Raw genomic sequence first — 16117 nt, forward strand, 5'->3', positions numbered from 1 at the left:
CGGGCGGGGCGCCTGACGGGGGCGCCGGGCGGACGGGCGGCCGGGCCGCGCGGGGCGTTCCGAGCGGGCGGGGGCCGGTACGCGGCGGCGTGGGGGCTGGGCGGGGGGCACTGCGTCACCTGCCGGGCGTCGTCGGGAAGGTGGGCGGGGAGGGCTCGGCCGTCGCCTTGCCGGGTACGCCCTTGACCGTGCCGTCGGGGCTCAGGAAGGCGGGGCTGCCGCCGGGCACCATGCCCAGCTCACGGGCCCGGCGCTCCAGCGCGTCGGGGGCGGAGCGGTCGTCCACGTCCCGCTGGAGTTCCTGCTCCTCGTCGGTGAGTTCGGTGGTCCTCTTCTTGAGCTCGCTGAGCCGGAAGGAACCTTCGTTGAGGGACGAGTTGAGCAGCAGGAGGGTGATCAGACCGCCGCCCAGGAGCAGGACGACCAGCAGGACGAAGGGGGTGCGGGCCGCGGTGCTCGGCCCGGACGGCATGAGCCGTGCGAGCCGCGCCGCCCGCCCCTTCAACGGTCCCGCCTTGGTCACCCGTCCTCCCGGTTCGCCCCGCTGCCGTCCTGGTGCTCCCACGTCGCCGCACTACCCGTGCGCGCTGCCGGCCCCGCCGCTCACAGGCCGTCCTCCCTGATCCGCTCGGCGCCCCGGAGCCTGGCCGGGGCGGCGCGGCGGTTCTCGGCGACCTCTTCCTCCGTGGGCAGCTCGGCGCCGCGCGTCAGCAGCTTGAGCTTCGGCTGGTAGCGCTCGGGCACGACGGGCAGCCCCGGCGGCGCGGTACTGGTGGCGCCGGCCGCGAAGACCTGCTTGACCAGCCGGTCCTCCAGCGAGTGGTACGACAGGACGGCGATCCGGCCACCGACCGCGAGGGCCTTCACCGCAGCCGGAATGGCCCGCTCCAGGACGGTCAACTCGCCGTTGACCTCGATACGGAGGGCCTGGAAGGTCCGCTTGGCGGGGTTGCCGCCGGTCCGCTTGGCGGCCTGCGGAAGGGCGTCACGGATCAGTTCCACGAGCCGGGCGCTGTTGGTGAACGGTTCCTTCTCCCGTTCCCGGACGATCGCCCCCACGATCCGCTTGGCCTGCTTCTCCTCGCCGTACTGGCGCAGGATGCGGACCAGCTCACCGGGCGGATAGGTGTTGAGGACCTCCGCGGCGCTGATGCCGGTCGTCTGGTCCATGCGCATGTCGAGCGGGGCGTCCTGGGCGTACGCGAAGCCCCGGTCGGCCTCGTCGAGCTGCATGGAGGAGACGCCGAGGTCGAACAGGACGCCCTGGACGCGCGGCACGCCGAGCCGGTCCAGTACGCCGGGCAGCTCGTCGTACACGGCGTGGACGAGGGTCGCGCGGTCGCCGAACCCGGCGAGCCGCTCGCCGGAGAGCCGCAGCGCCTCCTTGTCCCGGTCGAGCGCGATCAGCCGGGCCTCGGGGAATCGGGTCAGCAGCGCCTCGCTGTGGCCGCCGAGACCCAGGGTGCAGTCGACGACCACCGCACCCGGCTGCCCCAGCGCGGGGGCCAGCATGTCCAGGCACCGCTGGAGCATCACCGGGACGTGTCGGGTCTCGCTCATGCGCCCTCTCAGATTCGGCGCGGCGTACGTACCGCCGGGTCCCCGCCCGCCCAGGAAGCCGCCGGCGCCGGAAAGGGGCGTCGGCCGACCGGCGAGCGGGAGGAGGCCGAGCCGTACGTAACCGCCGCACACGCGGGGGAGAAACTGCGGATTCGCTGGGATTCGCTCAATGTCTCCGTGAACTTCGCGTCACTTTAGTCCACTCCCCCGCCCGGTCAATCAACCGGGCAGCGCGTCGCGCGGGGCGGCCGGGTGAGGGGAGCGACCAGGGACGACTCACCCGGACAGTGGCCACACCGCTCCCCCCTGTGGGTTACCTCACAACCAGGCACGTTGACGTTCTTTGTCCCCCCTCACAGCGCGCCGGGGCGCCCCGTGACCATTAACGTCTTAGCCATGTCGACTTCCGCTTCCGCGCATCCCTCGCCGAGTCCGATACACGACGGCGGCACGGTCACGGACCGTCTCGTCGAGGCCAACCGGCGCTACGCCGCCGAATTCACCGACCCCGGAATGGACGCCCGCCCCGTCCAGCGGGTCGCCGTCGTCGCCTGTATGGACGCCCGGCTCGACCTGTACGCCGCCCTGGGCCTCCAGCTCGGCGACTGCCACACCATCCGCAACGCGGGCGGTGCCGTCACCGACGACGTGATCCGTTCGCTCACCATCAGCCAGCGGGCGCTCGGCACCCGAAGCGTGGTGCTGGTGCACCACACGGGCTGCGGTCTGGAGTCCCTCACCGAGGAGTTCCGGCACGAGCTGGAGCAGGAGGTCGGGCAGCGGCCGGCCTGGGCGGTGGAGGCCTTCCGCGATGTCGATCAGGACGTCCGGCAGTCCATGCAGCGGGTGCGTACGTCACCGTTCCTGCCGCACACCGACGACGTCCGGGGCTTCGTCTTCGACGTGAAGACGGGACTTCTGCGCGAGATCGACCCGGCCGTCTGACGTTTCCCGGCACCGGCCACCCACCCGGACCATGCCATCCCCGACATATCGCACGCGGTTGTCCACAGCCAAGTGACACATACGGGTAACGGCAACAAGAATGCGGGGGTGGCACCGCTCCTGAATGGTTCGGAGACGGTGTCCGTGTTTCAAGGGTGGACCGTGCCGTCAGTCGCGCACGGCCCATGGAACGGGCCGAGGAGGGCCGTGTGACGACCTATGACGATCGAGCGAGCCTCACAGATCTGACCACCACAGCGGAACGGGTCCGCCGGTCGGTGGAAGGTGTGATCGAGGGCAAGCCTGAGGTCGTACGGCTTTCGCTGACCGTGCTGCTCGCCGAGGGACACCTCCTGATCGAGGATGTCCCCGGCGTCGGCAAGACCATGCTCGCCAAGGCACTGGCGCGGTCGATCGACTGCTCCGTGCGGCGTATCCAGTTCACGCCCGACCTGCTGCCGTCGGACATCACCGGTGTCTCCATCTACGACCAGCAGCGCCGTGAGTTCGAGTTCAAGCCGGGTGCGATCTTCGCGCAGATCGTGATCGGCGACGAGATCAACCGCGCCTCGCCCAAGACCCAGTCGGCGCTGCTGGAGTCGATGGAGGAGCGCCAGGTCACCATGGACGGGCAGACGTACGAACTGCCCAGCCCCTTCATGGTGGTGGCCACGCAGAACCCGGTCGAGATGGAGGGCACCTACCCGCTGCCGGAGGCCCAGCGCGACCGTTTCATGGCCCGTGTCTCGATCGGCTACCCGAGCGCCGAGGCCGAGCTCCAGATGCTCGACGTGCACGGCGGGGTGTCGCCGCTGGACGACCTCCAGCCGGTGGCACACGCCCACGACATCGTGAAGCTGATCGACGCGGTGCGTACGGTCCATGTCTCCGAGGCGGTCCGGCGGTACGCGGTGGAGCTCGTCGCTGCCACCCGTACGCACCCGGACCTCCGGCTCGGCGCCTCGCCGCGCGCCACGCTGCACCTGCTGCGCGCCGCGAAGGCGTCCGCCGCGCTGAGCGGCCGGGACTACGCGCTGCCGGACGACGTCCAGGCGCTGGCCGTCGCCGTGCTGGCGCACCGGCTGCTGCCCACGGCCCAGGCCCAGCTGAACCGGCGCACGTCCGAGCAGGTCGTACGGGACATCCTCCAGCGCACGCCCGTGCCGACGGCGGCACCGCCCGCGGCCACGCCGCCCGGCGGCCGGATGTCCGGCTCCCCCCTGTCCGGCGGCTCTCCGCTGTCCGGCGGTCGGATGACCGGTGGCCAGGTGCCGGGCGGTCAGATGCCCGGTGGCCAGATGGGCGGCGGTCAGATGCCGGGCGGCCCCGGGGCCGGTGCCCCGCTGTACGGCCAGCAGCAGCCCGGCGTACGGCGGCTGTGATGGCGGCCGGGGGGCCCGCCGGCCAGGAGGAGAACGCGGGCGGGGTGCGGGCCGCCCTCGGCGGACTGACCACGCGCGGCCGGTCGTTCCTGGCGGCCGGCGTCGCCGCGGCGATCTGCGCTTACGTACTGGGGCAGGGAGACCTGCTGCGCGTCGGGCTGCTGCTCGCCGTCCTGCCGCTGGTCTGCGTGCTCGTGCTGTACCGCACCCGCTACCAGGTGGCCGGCAGCCGGCGGCTGTCGCCGCAGCGGGTACCGGCCGGGGCCGAGGCACGCGTGCACCTGCGGATGGAGAACGTCTCACGGCTGCCCACGGGGCTGCTGATGCTCCAGGACCACGTGCCGTACGTGCTGGGGCCGCGGCCCCGGTTCGTGCTGGACCGGGTGGAGGCGGGCGGGCGTCGGGAGGTGTCCTACCGGGTCCGCTCGGACCTGCGCGGGCGCTATCCGCTCGGGCCGCTCCAGCTGCGCCTGAGCGACCCGTTCGGGATGTGCGAGCTGGCCCGTTCGTTCAGTGCCTACGACATGCTCACGGTCATACCGCGCACCGAGCCGCTGCCGCCGGGGCGGCTGCCGGGCGAGGCATCGGGGTACGGCGAGGGGCGGCAGCGTTCGCTGGCCCTGGCCGGCGAGGACGACGTGATCCCCCGCGAGTACCGCTACGGCGACGACCTGCGGCGCGTCCACTGGCGGTCCACCGCGCGGTACGGCGAGCTGATGGTGCGCCGTGAGGAGCAGCCGCAGCGGGCCAGGTGCACGGTGCTCCTGGACACCCGTGAGGTGGCCTATCAGGGCTCCGGACCGGACTCCGCCTTCGAGTGGGCGGTGTCGGGCGCGGCCTCGGTGGTGGTGCACATGCTGGAACAGGGCTTCGCGGTGCGGCTGCTGACCGACGAGGGAAGCCCGCTGCCCGGCGACGGCTCCGACGGGTTCACCGGATCGACGCAGGACTCCGCCGACGCGGCGGGCCTGATGATGGACACCCTCGCGGTCGTCGACCACTCCGACGGGGCAGGCCTCTCGCGCGCGTACGACCTGCTGCGCGGCGGGAACGAGGGACTGCTGGTCGCCTTCATCGGCGACCTGGACGAGGAGCAGGCCGCGGTGGCCGCCCGGATGCGGCAGCGCAGCGGCGCGGCCGTCGCCTTCGTCCTGGACAGCGGTACGTGGCTGACCGGCGGCGCGGTGGCCGGGGCCGTGGAGGACAGCCTGCGGCGGCTGCGTGACGCGGGATGGACCGCGGTGGCCGTGCCGCCCGGGGCGTCGCTCGCCGAGCTGTGGCGGCACGCGGGCCGGGCCGGCGGCGCATCGGGGGCCGTCGGCAGCGGTACGAGCGGTATGACCGGGGTATCGGGGGGTTGGTCATGAGCGGTCGCGCGAGGCTGGCGCTGTGCGCCTTTGCCGCCACGCTGATGGCGGCGGGTGCGCTGCTGCCGCTGGTCGATCCGGCCACGTGGATCGTCCAGGCCGCGCTGCTGCTGGCGGTCCAGAGCGGGGCGGGCGCGCTGGTGCGGCGGTGGTCGTCGGCACGGGCGCTGACGGTGGTGGTCCAGGCCCTGGCGACTCTGGTGGCACTGACGGTCGTCTTCGCACGGGACCAGGCGTTCGCCGGGTTCCTTCCCGGGCCGGACGCCGTCCAGCGGTTCGGTGTCCTGCTGACCGCGGGCGCGGAGGACGTCGGGCAGTACGCGATCCCGGCGCCCGCGACGGACGGCATCCGGTTGATGCTGGTCGGCGGCGTGCTGCTGATCGGGCTGGCGGTCGACGCCCTCGCGGTGACGTTCCGCAGCGCCGCTCCGGCGGGGCTGCCGCTGCTCGCGCTGTACTCGGTGGCCGCCGGGCTGTCGGGCGGCGGCGCGAGCTGGCTGTGGTTCCTGCTGGCCGCCTCCGGCTACCTGGTGCTTCTGCTGGCGGAGGGCCGCGACCGGCTCTCCCAGTGGGGGCGGGTCTTCGGCGGCGCGGCGCCGTCCCGGGGCGGCCGGGGCGCGGCGGGGCCGAAGGCGTCGGGCGGGGGGCCGCTGGCCCCGGTGCGTACGGGGCGGCGGATCGGCGTGGTGGCCCTGGGCATCGCGCTGGTCGTGCCCGCCGCGCTGCCGTCGCTCAGCGGCGGGCTGCTGGGCGGCACGGGCTCCGAGGGTGGTCGCGGCGGGGGCACGATCGACGCGGTCAACCCGCTGGTGTCCCTCCAGAACAACCTGAACCAGCCCGAGGACCGCGAGGTGCTGCGCTACAGCACCAACGCGGAGGAGACCTCCGGACTGTATCTGCGCCTGACCTCGCTCGACGATTTCGACGGCGCGTCCTGGAAGCTCGCCGAGCGTCCGCTCAGCGACGTGCCCGAGCGGCTTCCGCAACCGGCCGGGCTGAGCGGGAACGTCAGTACGTCGGAGATCACGACCACTATCTCGGCGTCCGGCACCTACGAGCAGACGTGGCTGCCGCTGCCCTATCCGGCGTCCCGGGTGGAGACCGACGGCCGCTGGCGGTACGAACCGCTCGGACGCACGCTCGTCGGCGACAAGGGCCAGACCACCAAGGGCGTGCAGTACTCGGTGAGCAGCCTGGTCGTGAACCCGACCCGGCAGCAGCTGGCCGGCGCGCCTGCCGCCCCGGAGTCCGTGGCGCGCGAGTACACCAAGGTGCCCGCGACTCTGCCGCCGGACGTGAGGTCGACGGCTCTGCGGGTGACCAAGGACGCGACGAACAACTACGAGCGGGCCGTCAAGCTCCAGGACTGGTTCGCGGTGGAAGGCGGGTTCCGCTACGACACCGAGGTGTCGTCCGGTACGGGTGCCACGGCGATCTCGCAGTTCCTGAGGGACAAGGAAGGGTTCTGCATCCACTTCTCCTTCGCGATGGCGGCGATGGCCCGCACGCTGGAGATTCCTGCACGGGTCGCGGTCGGTTTCACCCCCGGCGCCCCCCAGTCGGCCCGCACCATGTCGGTCGGCATACGTGACGCTCACGCCTGGCCGGAGCTGTACTTCGAGGGCGTGGGGTGGACCCGCTTCGAGCCCACGCCGACGCGCGGCTCGGTGCCCGAGTACACCCGGCCGGAGGCGCCGACGGGCCTGCCGAGCACTCCGGCGCAGCCCGAGGAGAGCGCCGCCGCGGTGCCGTCCGCGCGGCCTTCCGCCCAGGACAGCTGCCCGCCGCAGGCGCGGCGGCTGGGTGAGTGCGGCGACACCGAGGAGCCGGGCGCCGTCACGCCGGCCGATTCGGGCCCGCCGCTGACCACGGTCCTGCTCGTCGCCGCGGGGGTGGCTGCCGTGGTGCTGATACCGCTGCTGCCGCTGCTGTGGCGGGTACGGGTACGGGCCCGTCGCCTGGGCGCCGCAGGGCGCGGTGCCGAGGAAGTGGCCGCCCGGACACTGGCGGCCTGGGAGGAGGTCATCGACACGGCCTGGGACTACGGCATCCCGCCGGACGAGTCGCAGACGCCGCGCAAGACGGCCGTGCGGCTCATCCTGCTGGGCAAGCTGGAGGGCGCGCCCGCCGAGGCGGTGCACCGGGTGGCCGGTGCGGTGGAGCAGGTGCTCTACGCCCCGTGGCCGCGCCCGGTGGCCGGGCTGGCCGAGGACGCCGCACGGATCCGTGAGGGCCTGGCCGCCGGGGCCGGCCGCGCCGCCCGGCTGCGCGCGCTGCTGGCTCCGCGCTCGACCGTCCGGGTGGTGTGGGCGTGCTCGGACCGGTGGGCAGCGGTCACCACCCGGTGGGCCGACCGGCGCCGGCGCCTGGTGACCCACTGGTCCTCCGTGCTCCGCCGCCCCTCCCGCCAGCGCGGCTGAGCCGCCCGGAGCGCCCTCGGGCGCCCCCCCCCCGCGCAGCGGACAAGGCCCCGGCCCACCAGCCGGGGCCTTGTCCGTTCCGCGACCCGGCACCGCATCGCACCGCACCGCACCGGCAACCACCTGAGCGGCCACCGCCTCGCGCAGCCGCCGCTTCGGCTGCTACCGGTGCGGCGGCCGGGCGACGGCCCGCGGCAGGGATGACACATGACGCGGTGGACCTCACGGGCGGCCGGACGAGGACCGCGGCGGGATACGGGTGCCGGACCGGGAGCGCGGCGCGAGTGGCCGGGCATAGGGCTCCCCCGGATACGGGCGCCGAACCCGGAGGGCGTCGCGAGCCGCCGGGCATCGGCCTCGGCCGGATACGGGCGCCGGAACCGGAGCGCGGCGCGAGTGGCCGGGCATCGGCCTCGGCGGGCGGGCGGTGGCTGCGGGAACCACGGGTGGGGTGACCACGGGCGCGGGCCGGACTCGCACGGTCGGGCGGGCGCGGTCAGGGTGCTGGTGGGGCCTGTGTGGGCCGCTTACGGGTGCGGGTGAGGGGCGACCGCCCGGAAGCGGTCGCCCCTCACCCGTACCTCACGCTGTGGCGTGGCCTCGCGGCCGTGCGTTCAGTGTCCCTGCTCGTCGCGGCGGCGCTGCCACCGCTGCTCGATCCGATCCATCATCGATCGGCGCTGCCGGGGGTGTCGGCCGTGGGCCGTGCCTCCCTCGGCCTGCTGCTCGCCCGGTTTGGGCGCCTTACGCCATCCGGTGACCGCGAGGACCGCACAGCCGAGCATGACGAGGAATCCCACCACGCTGATCCAGATCTGCTGGGCGACCATTCCGGCCATGAGGAGCGCGATACCCACCAGGAAGCCTGCGACCGCCTGGTAGACCCGTCGCCGGGTGTGTGTACGCAGCCCGCTTCCCTCGAGCGCTGTCGCGAACTTGGGATCTTCGGCGTACAGCGCTCGCTCCATCTGCTCGAGCATTCGCTGCTCGTGCTCCGAGAGCGGCACGGAGTCCTCCTCGTCGTCGGTCGCTGGGGGCGACCGGTATGCGGCCCTTTCAGGATAGGCAGGGATTCGCCCCCGTGAAACCCGCCCTCTGTGCCTTTCACCGATCGGACCGCCATGCCGGTTCGGGTGGTGAGGCGTTGATTCCCCGTCCTCCGATCCGTCATGCCGGATGGTGTCCCTCGATCATACGGGGATCCGGACGCGAGCGGGGGGCCTGTGGCGTACTCCATCTGCGGCTGCGCCGCTGATCAGCCCGCTGGTCGGATCAGCCGCGCTTTTCGCCCAGGACGTGCAGTTGGGTGGCGACCGACCGGAACGCGGGAAGCTCGGCTGCGGCCGCCTCCAACTTGAGGAGCGCGTCCAGGGCACCGGGCTCGGTGTCGACCAGGACTCCGGGGACGAGGTCGGCGAAGACCCGCACGCCGTGCACGGCGCCGACCTCGACACCGGCCGACTCGACGGCCTCGGTCAGCTGCTCGGCCGTGAAGCGCCGCGGCACCGGGTCGCCTTCTCCCCAGCGGCCGGCCGGGTCGGTCAGCGCGCGGCGGGCCTCGGTGAAGTGCCCGGCGAGCGCCCGCGCGAGTACGGCGCCGCCGAGCCCGGCCGCGAGCAGGCTGAGCGTACCGGAGGGCCGCAGGGCCTCCACGGCGCGGCGCACGCCTTCCGCGGGGTCGTCCACGTACTCCAGGACGCCGTGGCACAGCACCGCGTCGTAGCCGCCGCGCTCGACGACGTCGAACAGGCCGTGGATGTCGCCCTGGACGCCGCGCACCCGGTCGGCGACCCCGGCTTCGGCGGCGCGGCGCTCCAGTGCGAAGAGCGCGTTGGGGCTTGGGTCGACGACGGTGACCCGGTGGCCGAGCCGGGCGACGGGCACGGCGAAGTTTCCGCTGCCGCCGCCGGTGTCGAGGACGTCCAGACCGTCCTTGCCGGTCGCCTTGACCCGGCGGTCGAGGGCCTCCTCGAGAACGTCCCACACCACGGCGGTACGAAGGGAGGCGCGGGGGCGCTGCGGGTCCGACACGGCAGTTGACTCCTCGGTGACGGTTACGAACGCTTCCCACCCTATGGCCTGACGGGCCGTGCCCGGTCACTCAGTTCCGCTGGTCGGCATCCGCCTTCCGGGCCCTGGGCTGCGGCAGCACGGGCTGCGGTACCAACAGCCGCTCCACCAGGCCCAGGAACATGGTCACGTCCCGGATCAGGTCGTCCGCGTCCCGGCTGCCGGCCGCGCCCTCTATGCCCGCTTCCGCGCGCGCCCTGCGGGAGGCCCCGGAGGCGAACAGGGCGCTCCACTCGGTCAGCTCGGGCGCTATCTCCGGAAGCACCTCCCAGGCGCTGCGGATCTGTTGCCGCTTGCGCGGAGTGTTCTCGGGGCGGCCGCGGACGGCGAGCACGGCGGCCGCGGTACGGAGGGCGGCGAGGTGGGCGGTGCCGTACCGCTCGTTGGGGGTCTCGAGGGCCCTCGCCTCTTCCAGGCCCGCGCGTGCCTGGTCGAGCAGGTCGAGGGCGGCGGGCGGCGCCGAGGCGCGACGCAGCACGGGGTGGACGTCGCTCGCCGCCGCGTGGGAACCGGCCATGACGAACCTCCTGTCGTCGTGTCACGGCACTACGGCCGTATGCCCTCATGGTGCAAGCCACCACTGACAATCCCGCCCGACCTGGCCTTTTGCCTCGATCGAAGGTTCGGAGTAAGTTTTTGCACTGACCGGTCAGTTCAAAGAAATGGGGGCTCGTGGACAGCCAGGACGACGACCTGGAAATCCCGGACGAGCGGGAAGCGGATGCCGGGGCGGGCAAGACCGAGAGCCGCACCGAGGACGAGCGGCGCGAACAGCGGCCGGACGACCACCGGCCGCGCGGTGCCGCCGTGGTCGCGAAGGGGTTCGGGCTGAAGGGTCCCCGCGGCTGGGCCTTCCGCGGCGTGACGGTGGACGCCGCGCCCGGCGCGCTGGTGACGATCGAGGGGCCGTCCGGCTCAGGCCGCACCTGCCTGCTGCTGGCGCTCACCGGCCGGATGCGCGCGACCGAGGGAGGGGCGGACGTCGGCGGGCTGCCGCTGCCGCGCAAGATGGCCGCCGTACGACGGATCAGCGCGCTCGGCCCGGTGCCCGGCGTCAGCGACCTCGACCCCGCGCTGACCGTCGCCGAGCACTTGCGCGAGCGCGCCCTGCTCCAGCGCCGGTTCGACGGCTCGCCGCTCGCCCTGCTGCGCCCGCGCGCCGAGCGTGCCGCCGCCTCCCGCGCGCGCGTCGAGGCCGCCCTGGAAGCCGCCGGCCTGGACCTGGCCGCCCTGCCGAAGGCGGAGCGCACCTCCGTGCGGGACCTGGAGCGGCTGGAGGCCCTGCGCCTGTCGATCGCCCTGGCGCTGATCGGCGAGCCGCGCCTGCTGGCGGTCGACGACACGGACCTGAAGCTCTCCGGCGCCGACCGCGCCGAGGCCTGGTCGCTGCTGCGGTCCATCGCCGACGGCGGCACGACCGTCCTCGCGGTGTGCAGCGAGGGACCCGGCGGCACGACCACCATCCGCACCGGCGGCACGGACAGCACCGGCGCGGACCAGCCCGACGAGACCGGGACCGCGACCGCGACCGGGACCGCGACCGCCACCGCGACCGGGACCGGGACCGCGACCAGGACCGACGAGTCCGACTCCGACAGGACCGGCGAGACCGAAACCACGTCCAGGACCGAGACCGAGAAGGGGGCGGCCGATGCGCTCGCCGAAACTGGCCGCGCTTGAGCTGAAGCGGTTCGGCAGGGGGAGGCTGCCACGCGTCGCACTCGTGGCGATCCTGCTGCTGCCGCTGCTGTACGGCGCCCTGTACCTGTGGTCCTTCTGGGACCCGTACGGCAAGCTCGAGAAGCTTCCGGTCGCGCTCGTCAACGAGGACAAGGGCGCGACCGCGGACGGCAAGAAGATCACCGCCGGTGACGACATCACCAAGAACCTGCGCGAGAGCAAGGTCTTCGAGTGGCACGAGGTGAGCGACGCGGAGGCCCGCGAGGGCGTCGAGAACGGTACGTACTACCTGTCGCTGACCATGCCCGGCGACTTCAGTGAGCGGATCGCGTCCAACTCCGGCGACGCGCCCGAGACCGGCGCCCTTCAGGTGCGCACCAACGACGCCAACAACTACATCGTGGGGCAGATTTCGCGGACCGTGTTCGCCGAGGTCCGCACCGCCGCGTCGACGAAGTCCTCCCGGTCGTTCCTCGACAAGATCTTCATCAAGTTCTCCGACCTCCACGACGCCACCGAGAAGGCGGCCAAGGGAGCCGACGAGCTCAAGAGCGGGGCGGCGAAGGCCAAGAAGGGCTCCAAGGACCTCTCCGACGGCCTCACCGACGCCAAGAAGGGCAGCGGCGAGCTGGCCGGCGGCCTGAAGAAGCTGGACACCGGCGCGGCCAACCTGGAAAGGGGCGCCCGGGACGTCGCCAACGGCACCCAGGTGCTCGCCGACAAGGTCAATGCCGTGGCCGCCGACGTACGTCCGTACCTCAAGGACAACGGCAAGAAGATCGGCGACTCCGCCCGGCTGGTCTCCGACTTCTCGCAGGGCATGCGCAACAGCCTGGACCTCATCGTGAAGAGCGGGCCCACGCTGAGGGCGGGCGCGCACGTGGCCGCCGACGAGCTCGCCACCATCCACAAGGAGGAGTGCGAGGACAAGCCCCTGCCCGACGCCAAGCTGTGCCCGAAGATGCAGAGGGCGAAGGTCGCGTCCGCCGACGTGGCGAAGATCGCCGATGACCTCGGCGTACTGGCCGAGGACAGCAACGGCGACCTGAAGAAGCTGGACGCGCAGCTGAAGGACCTGCAGACCAAGGCCGACGCCCTCGCCAAGCGGGCGCCGAACCTCGACACGGACCTCGCCTACGCCGTGAGCAAGATCAACGAGCTGAACACCGGCGCCCACAAGGTCGCCACCGGCGCGGACACCCTGCACACCGGTCTGACCACCGCCAAGTCGGGGTCCACCGAGCTCGACAGCGGAGTCGGCCGGCTCAAGAAGGGTGCCGGCGAGCTCGACACCGGCCTGTACAAGCTGGCCGACGGCTCCACCGAGCTGGCCACCGGCCTCAACGACGGTGTCGACAAGATCCCCGACTACGACAAGGAAGCCCGCGACCGCCGCACCGAGGTGATGGCCGACCCGGTCAAGCTCGCCTCCCAGTCGCTGCACAAGGCGCCCAACTACGGCACCGGGTTCGCCCCCTACTTCATCCCGCTCTCCCTCTGGGTGGGCGCCATGGTGGCGTACATGCTCATCCAGCCGCTCAACCGCCGCGCCCTCGCCGCCGGTGCCTCCGCGGGGCGCATCGCGATGGCCGGCTGGCTGCCGGTGGCCACGATCGGCGTGCTCCAGGTGGCCGCCCTGATGTCCGTCCTGCACTGGGCGCCGGGTATGGGCCTGGAGATGGCACGCCCCGCCGGGACGGTGGCGTTCCTGGTTCTGGTCACCTGCTGCTTCGCGGCGATCATCCAGTGGCTCAACGCCCGCTTCGGCGCCGCCGGACGGATCCTCGTCCTGGCCCTGCTGATGCTCCAGCTGACCTCGGCCGGTGGCACGTACCCCGTACAGACCAGCCCGGGCTTCTTCAACGCGATCCATCCCTTCCTGCCGATGACGTACGTCGTCGAGGCACTGCGCCGGCTCATCACGGGCGGCGGCCTGGGGCCGGTCTGGCAGGGCTGCGCCGTGCTGGCCGCCTTCACCCTCGGCGCACTCGCCCTGACGGCCGTCTCCGCGCGACGCAAGCAGGTGTGGACCCTGGATCGCCTGCACCCGGAGCTGAGCCTGTGAGAATCGACGCCATGGACACCCAGAGCAGCAGACGGCAGGCCACCCGCGCCAAGCTCTACGAGGCCGCCGTGACCCTCATCGCCGAGCAGGGCTTCTCGGCGACGACCGTGGACGAGATCGCCGAGCGCGCCGGGGTGGCCAAGGGCACGGTCTATTACAACTTCAAGAGCAAGACCGAGCTCTTCGAGGAACTGCTGCGGCACGGCGTCGGGCTGCTCACCGCGTCCCTCCGGGCCGCCGCCGACGAGACGGCCGAGCGCGGCGGGACCAGGGTCGAGGCGCTGGACGCGATGATCCGCGCGGGGCTGGTCTTCATCGACCGCTACCCGGCCTTCACGCAGCTGTACGTGGCCGAGCTGTGGCGCACCAACCGCGCATGGCAGTCGACCCTCCTGGTGGTACGTCAGGAGGCGGTCGCGGTCGTCGAGACGGTGCTGCGCGAGGGCGTGGCGGGTGGTGAGCTCAGCGACGAGATCGACATCCCGCTGACGGCGGCGGCGCTGGTGGGGATGGTGCTGGTGGCGGCGCTGGACTGGCAGGCGTTCCAGCGTGAGCGCTCCATCGACGACGTCCACGCCGCTCTGTCCCGGCTGCTGCACGGGCGCGTCAGCGGCCGGTAGGCAGGGACGGCGAGCAGGGGCTCGGCACATCACGATGGCCCCGTAGAAGACCCGTACAACCAAGGAAGCCCCGTACACGAAGAAGCCGGTCCGGTGAGGCTCGATCCCCCCGAGCCTCACCGGACCGGCGTCATTCCCCCGTGTCCCCCGTGCGTTCCCCCGTGCGTCCCCCCGGATGGGAGAGCCCTGACCCCCGTGTGTCCCCCGTCGGTCCCCGGGCTCTCCGTTGTGCACCCCCGTTCCGTCAGGTGCGCAGTGCCGGTTCCGCCGCCCCGTGCCGGCGGTGCCGGCCCCGCGCCCCTTCCGTGGTCTCCACTCTTCCTTCCGGGCCGGTCCCGGCCCATCCGCGTACCTACTCATCTCGCTCCCTAGGTACGGGTACTCAGGGGTCCGTGCCGGTGCCCACGCGCGCGTGCGTCCGCCCGCCCGGAGAGCGTGTCAGTGGCGCCGGATAAGGTCCCTGGCATGGCACGGATTGTGGTGATCGGCGCGGGGATGGGCGCCATGGCGGCGGCGGCGCGGCTGGCGGTGGCGGGCCACCGGGTGACGGTGTACGAGCGCGGCGGGACGTACGGCGGCGCGGTGGGCCGGTTCGAGCGCGACGGCTTCGCCTTCGACACCGGACCGGGGCTGCTGCACCTGCCCGCCGTGTACCGGGACCTGTTCGTCAAGACGGGCAAGGAGCCGCTGGAGCGGTGCGTCGAGCTGACCCAGGTCGACCCGGCGAGCCGCCATGTCTTCGCCGACGGCACGGCGGTGTCGCTGCCGAACGCCTCACGGGCCGGAATCGTCTCCGCGCTGGACGCGGCGCTCGGCACGGGCGCGGGGACGCGGTGGGGCGAGTTCCTGACCCGCGCGCGGGACGCCTGGGACCGCTCGCGCAGGCCGCTGCTGGAGGAGCCCCTGCCGGCCGATGTGAAGCCGTTCGCGCGTGACCCGTACCCGGCGCTGAAGACGGGCCTGCTCCGCCGTCCCGCGGCCACGCTCGCCGAGGTGGGGCGGCGCGAGCTGCGCGACCCGCGGCTGGCCGCCCTGCTGGAGAGCCACGCCCTGGCGTACGGCTTCGACCCGGCGACCGCCCCCGCCGCGGCCGCGGTGCTGCCGTACATGGAGCAGACCTTCGGCAGCTGGTACGTGGCGGGCGGCATCCGGGCGCTGGCTGACGCCGTGTACGAGCGGTGCCTGGAGCGGAAGGTGGAGTTCGTCTTCGGCACGTCGGTGGCCGACGTGCTGGTGAAGGACGGGCGGGCGGTGGGCGTCGAGCTGGACGACGGGGAGCCGGTCGAGGCGGACCACGTGGTCGCGGGTGCCCCGCTGCCCGCGCTGTACCGGGACGAGGTCCTGGCCTGGGAGAGCACGGACGAGTGGCCGCGCCACCAGCAGGCGGTGCGGACGGGCAGGGTCACCGTGTGCCTGGCGCTGCGGGGCGCGCGGGAGGCGGGCGCCGTGCACCGGACGGTGGTCCACTCCGCCGACCGGGAGGACGAGCTGGACGCCCTTGCGCGGGGGCGGCTGTGCGACCGGCCGACCGTCGTGGTGCTGCGCCCCGACGACGAGCGGCTGCGCCCGGACGGGGACCACGAGTCGGTGACGGTCACCGCGACCGTGGCGGCCGGTGGGGCGTGGCCGTCGGACAGCCTGTGGGGCACCGACCAGGGGGCGGCTGCGGACGCGTTCGCCGACCGGATGGTCGAGGCCGCGGCGGCCGCCGTGCCCGGTCTGCGGGAGCGGCTGCTGTGGCGGGAGGTCCGCACCCCGGCCGACACGTTCCGCGAGACGGGAGTCTTCCAGGTGCCCGGCCCCGCGCTGGCCGGTGCGCGCGGCTCACTGCTGCCCGCCGCGAACCCGGCGCCCCTGGGCGGGCTGTATTTCGCCGGGGGCTGGGCGCACCCGGGCGGCGGACTCGCGCACGCCGGGATGTCGGGGGCCCTGGTGGCCGGGCTGATCGTGGAGGGCGCGGACTTCCGCGGTTCTCAGTAGCGGACCGGGGGGATCGGTAACGCGCCTC

13 protein-coding genes are annotated in these 16117 nt (G+C 73.2%); 8 read left to right on the forward strand and 5 right to left on the reverse strand.

The window, feature by feature from the left end; genetic code table 11:
- Positions 1–115 precede the first annotated feature (115 nt).
- A complete protein-coding gene (locus ABT360_RS17890) occupies positions 116–523 on the reverse strand; it encodes an FtsB family cell division protein (protein ID WP_351816717.1) in 408 nt (135 codons plus the stop codon).
- Between the two features lie 80 nt (positions 524–603).
- Positions 604–1560 carry a 16S rRNA (cytosine(1402)-N(4))-methyltransferase RsmH gene (gene rsmH, locus ABT360_RS17895; protein ID WP_351816720.1) on the reverse strand — a complete coding sequence of 319 codons (957 nt, stop codon included), beginning with the start codon at positions 1558–1560 and terminating at the stop codon, positions 604–606.
- Between the two features lie 396 nt (positions 1561–1956).
- Here rsmH and ABT360_RS17900 point away from each other — a divergent pair, with 396 nt between their 5' ends.
- From ABT360_RS17900 to ABT360_RS17915, 4 genes are all read left to right on the forward strand, one after another.
- Positions 1957–2505, forward strand: coding sequence for a beta-class carbonic anhydrase (locus ABT360_RS17900; protein WP_351816723.1), 549 nt, complete (start codon positions 1957–1959; stop codon positions 2503–2505).
- A 209-nt stretch (positions 2506–2714) separates the two neighbouring features.
- Complete coding sequence (locus ABT360_RS17905; RefSeq protein ID WP_351816726.1) at positions 2715–3887, forward strand: AAA family ATPase; 1173 nt, start codon at positions 2715–2717, stop codon at positions 3885–3887.
- Positions 3887–5254, forward strand: a complete 1368-nt coding sequence (locus ABT360_RS17910) for a DUF58 domain-containing protein (protein WP_351816729.1) — start codon at positions 3887–3889, stop codon at positions 5252–5254. The genes ABT360_RS17905 and ABT360_RS17910 overlap by 1 nt, the downstream gene beginning before the upstream one ends.
- On the forward strand, positions 5251–7674 hold the full coding sequence (locus ABT360_RS17915; RefSeq protein WP_351816732.1) for a transglutaminase TgpA family protein: 2424 nt from the start codon (positions 5251–5253) through the stop codon (positions 7672–7674). Before ABT360_RS17910 ends, ABT360_RS17915 begins: the two co-directional genes overlap by 4 nt.
- A 614-nt stretch (positions 7675–8288) precedes the next feature.
- On the opposite strand, the gene ABT360_RS17920 is transcribed toward ABT360_RS17915, so the two are convergent.
- The 3 genes from ABT360_RS17920 to ABT360_RS17930 form a co-directional block, all read right to left on the reverse strand.
- Positions 8289–8681, reverse strand: coding sequence for a DUF3040 domain-containing protein (locus tag ABT360_RS17920; RefSeq protein ID WP_351816735.1), 393 nt, complete (start codon positions 8679–8681; stop codon positions 8289–8291).
- Positions 8682–8946: 265 nt separating this feature from the next.
- Positions 8947–9705 (reverse strand): methyltransferase, encoded by a 759-nt coding sequence (locus tag ABT360_RS17925; protein WP_351816738.1) that lies wholly within the window; start codon positions 9703–9705, stop codon positions 8947–8949.
- A 70-nt stretch (positions 9706–9775) separates the two neighbouring features.
- The gene (locus ABT360_RS17930) at positions 9776–10261 is read right to left on the reverse strand and encodes an SAV_6107 family HEPN domain-containing protein (protein WP_351816741.1); all 486 of its coding nucleotides are present in this window, start codon (positions 10259–10261) and stop codon (positions 9776–9778) included.
- 290 nt (positions 10262–10551) lie between these two features.
- Between ABT360_RS17930 and ABT360_RS17935 the strand changes: the two genes are divergently transcribed.
- From ABT360_RS17935 to ABT360_RS17950, 4 genes are all read left to right on the forward strand, one after another.
- Positions 10552–11424: an ATP-binding cassette domain-containing protein gene (locus tag ABT360_RS17935; RefSeq protein ID WP_351816888.1), complete on the forward strand. Its 873-nt coding sequence runs from the start codon at positions 10552–10554 to the stop codon at positions 11422–11424.
- Entirely contained in the window at positions 11396–13489 is a 2094-nt protein-coding gene (locus ABT360_RS17940) for a YhgE/Pip domain-containing protein (RefSeq protein ID WP_351816744.1), read from the forward strand. The genes ABT360_RS17935 and ABT360_RS17940 overlap by 29 nt, the downstream gene beginning before the upstream one ends.
- A gap of 11 nt (positions 13490–13500) precedes the next feature.
- Positions 13501–14109, forward strand: coding sequence for a TetR/AcrR family transcriptional regulator (locus ABT360_RS17945; RefSeq protein ID WP_351816747.1), 609 nt, complete (start codon positions 13501–13503; stop codon positions 14107–14109).
- A gap of 465 nt (positions 14110–14574) precedes the next feature.
- The gene (locus ABT360_RS17950) at positions 14575–16089 is read left to right on the forward strand and encodes a phytoene desaturase family protein (protein WP_351816750.1); all 1515 of its coding nucleotides are present in this window, start codon (positions 14575–14577) and stop codon (positions 16087–16089) included.
- Positions 16090–16117 lie beyond the last annotated feature (28 nt).

The organism is Streptomyces sp. NPDC000229, from assembly GCF_040300825.1.
In the GTDB taxonomy this organism is placed as follows: Bacteria; Actinomycetota; Actinomycetes; order Streptomycetales; family Streptomycetaceae; genus Streptomyces.

Excerpts from the sequence above, each read along its gene's own strand:
- ABT360_RS17945 (WP_351816747.1), top strand. The coding sequence starts at position 13,501 with ATGGACACCCAGAGCAGCAGACGGCAGGCCACCCGCGCCAAGCTCTAC.
- ABT360_RS17900 (WP_351816723.1), top strand. The coding sequence starts at position 1,957 with ATGTCGACTTCCGCTTCCGCGCATCCCTCGCCGAGTCCGATACACGAC.
- rsmH (WP_351816720.1), bottom strand. The coding sequence starts at position 1,560 with ATGAGCGAGACCCGACACGTCCCGGTGATGCTCCAGCGGTGCCTGGAC.
- ABT360_RS17940 (WP_351816744.1), top strand. The coding sequence starts at position 11,396 with ATGCGCTCGCCGAAACTGGCCGCGCTTGAGCTGAAGCGGTTCGGCAGG.
- ABT360_RS17915 (WP_351816732.1), top strand. The coding sequence starts at position 5,251 with ATGAGCGGTCGCGCGAGGCTGGCGCTGTGCGCCTTTGCCGCCACGCTG.
- ABT360_RS17950 (WP_351816750.1), top strand. The coding sequence starts at position 14,575 with ATGGCACGGATTGTGGTGATCGGCGCGGGGATGGGCGCCATGGCGGCG.
- ABT360_RS17910 (WP_351816729.1), top strand. The coding sequence starts at position 3,887 with ATGGCGGCCGGGGGGCCCGCCGGCCAGGAGGAGAACGCGGGCGGGGTG.
- ABT360_RS17930 (WP_351816741.1), bottom strand. The coding sequence starts at position 10,261 with ATGGCCGGTTCCCACGCGGCGGCGAGCGACGTCCACCCCGTGCTGCGT.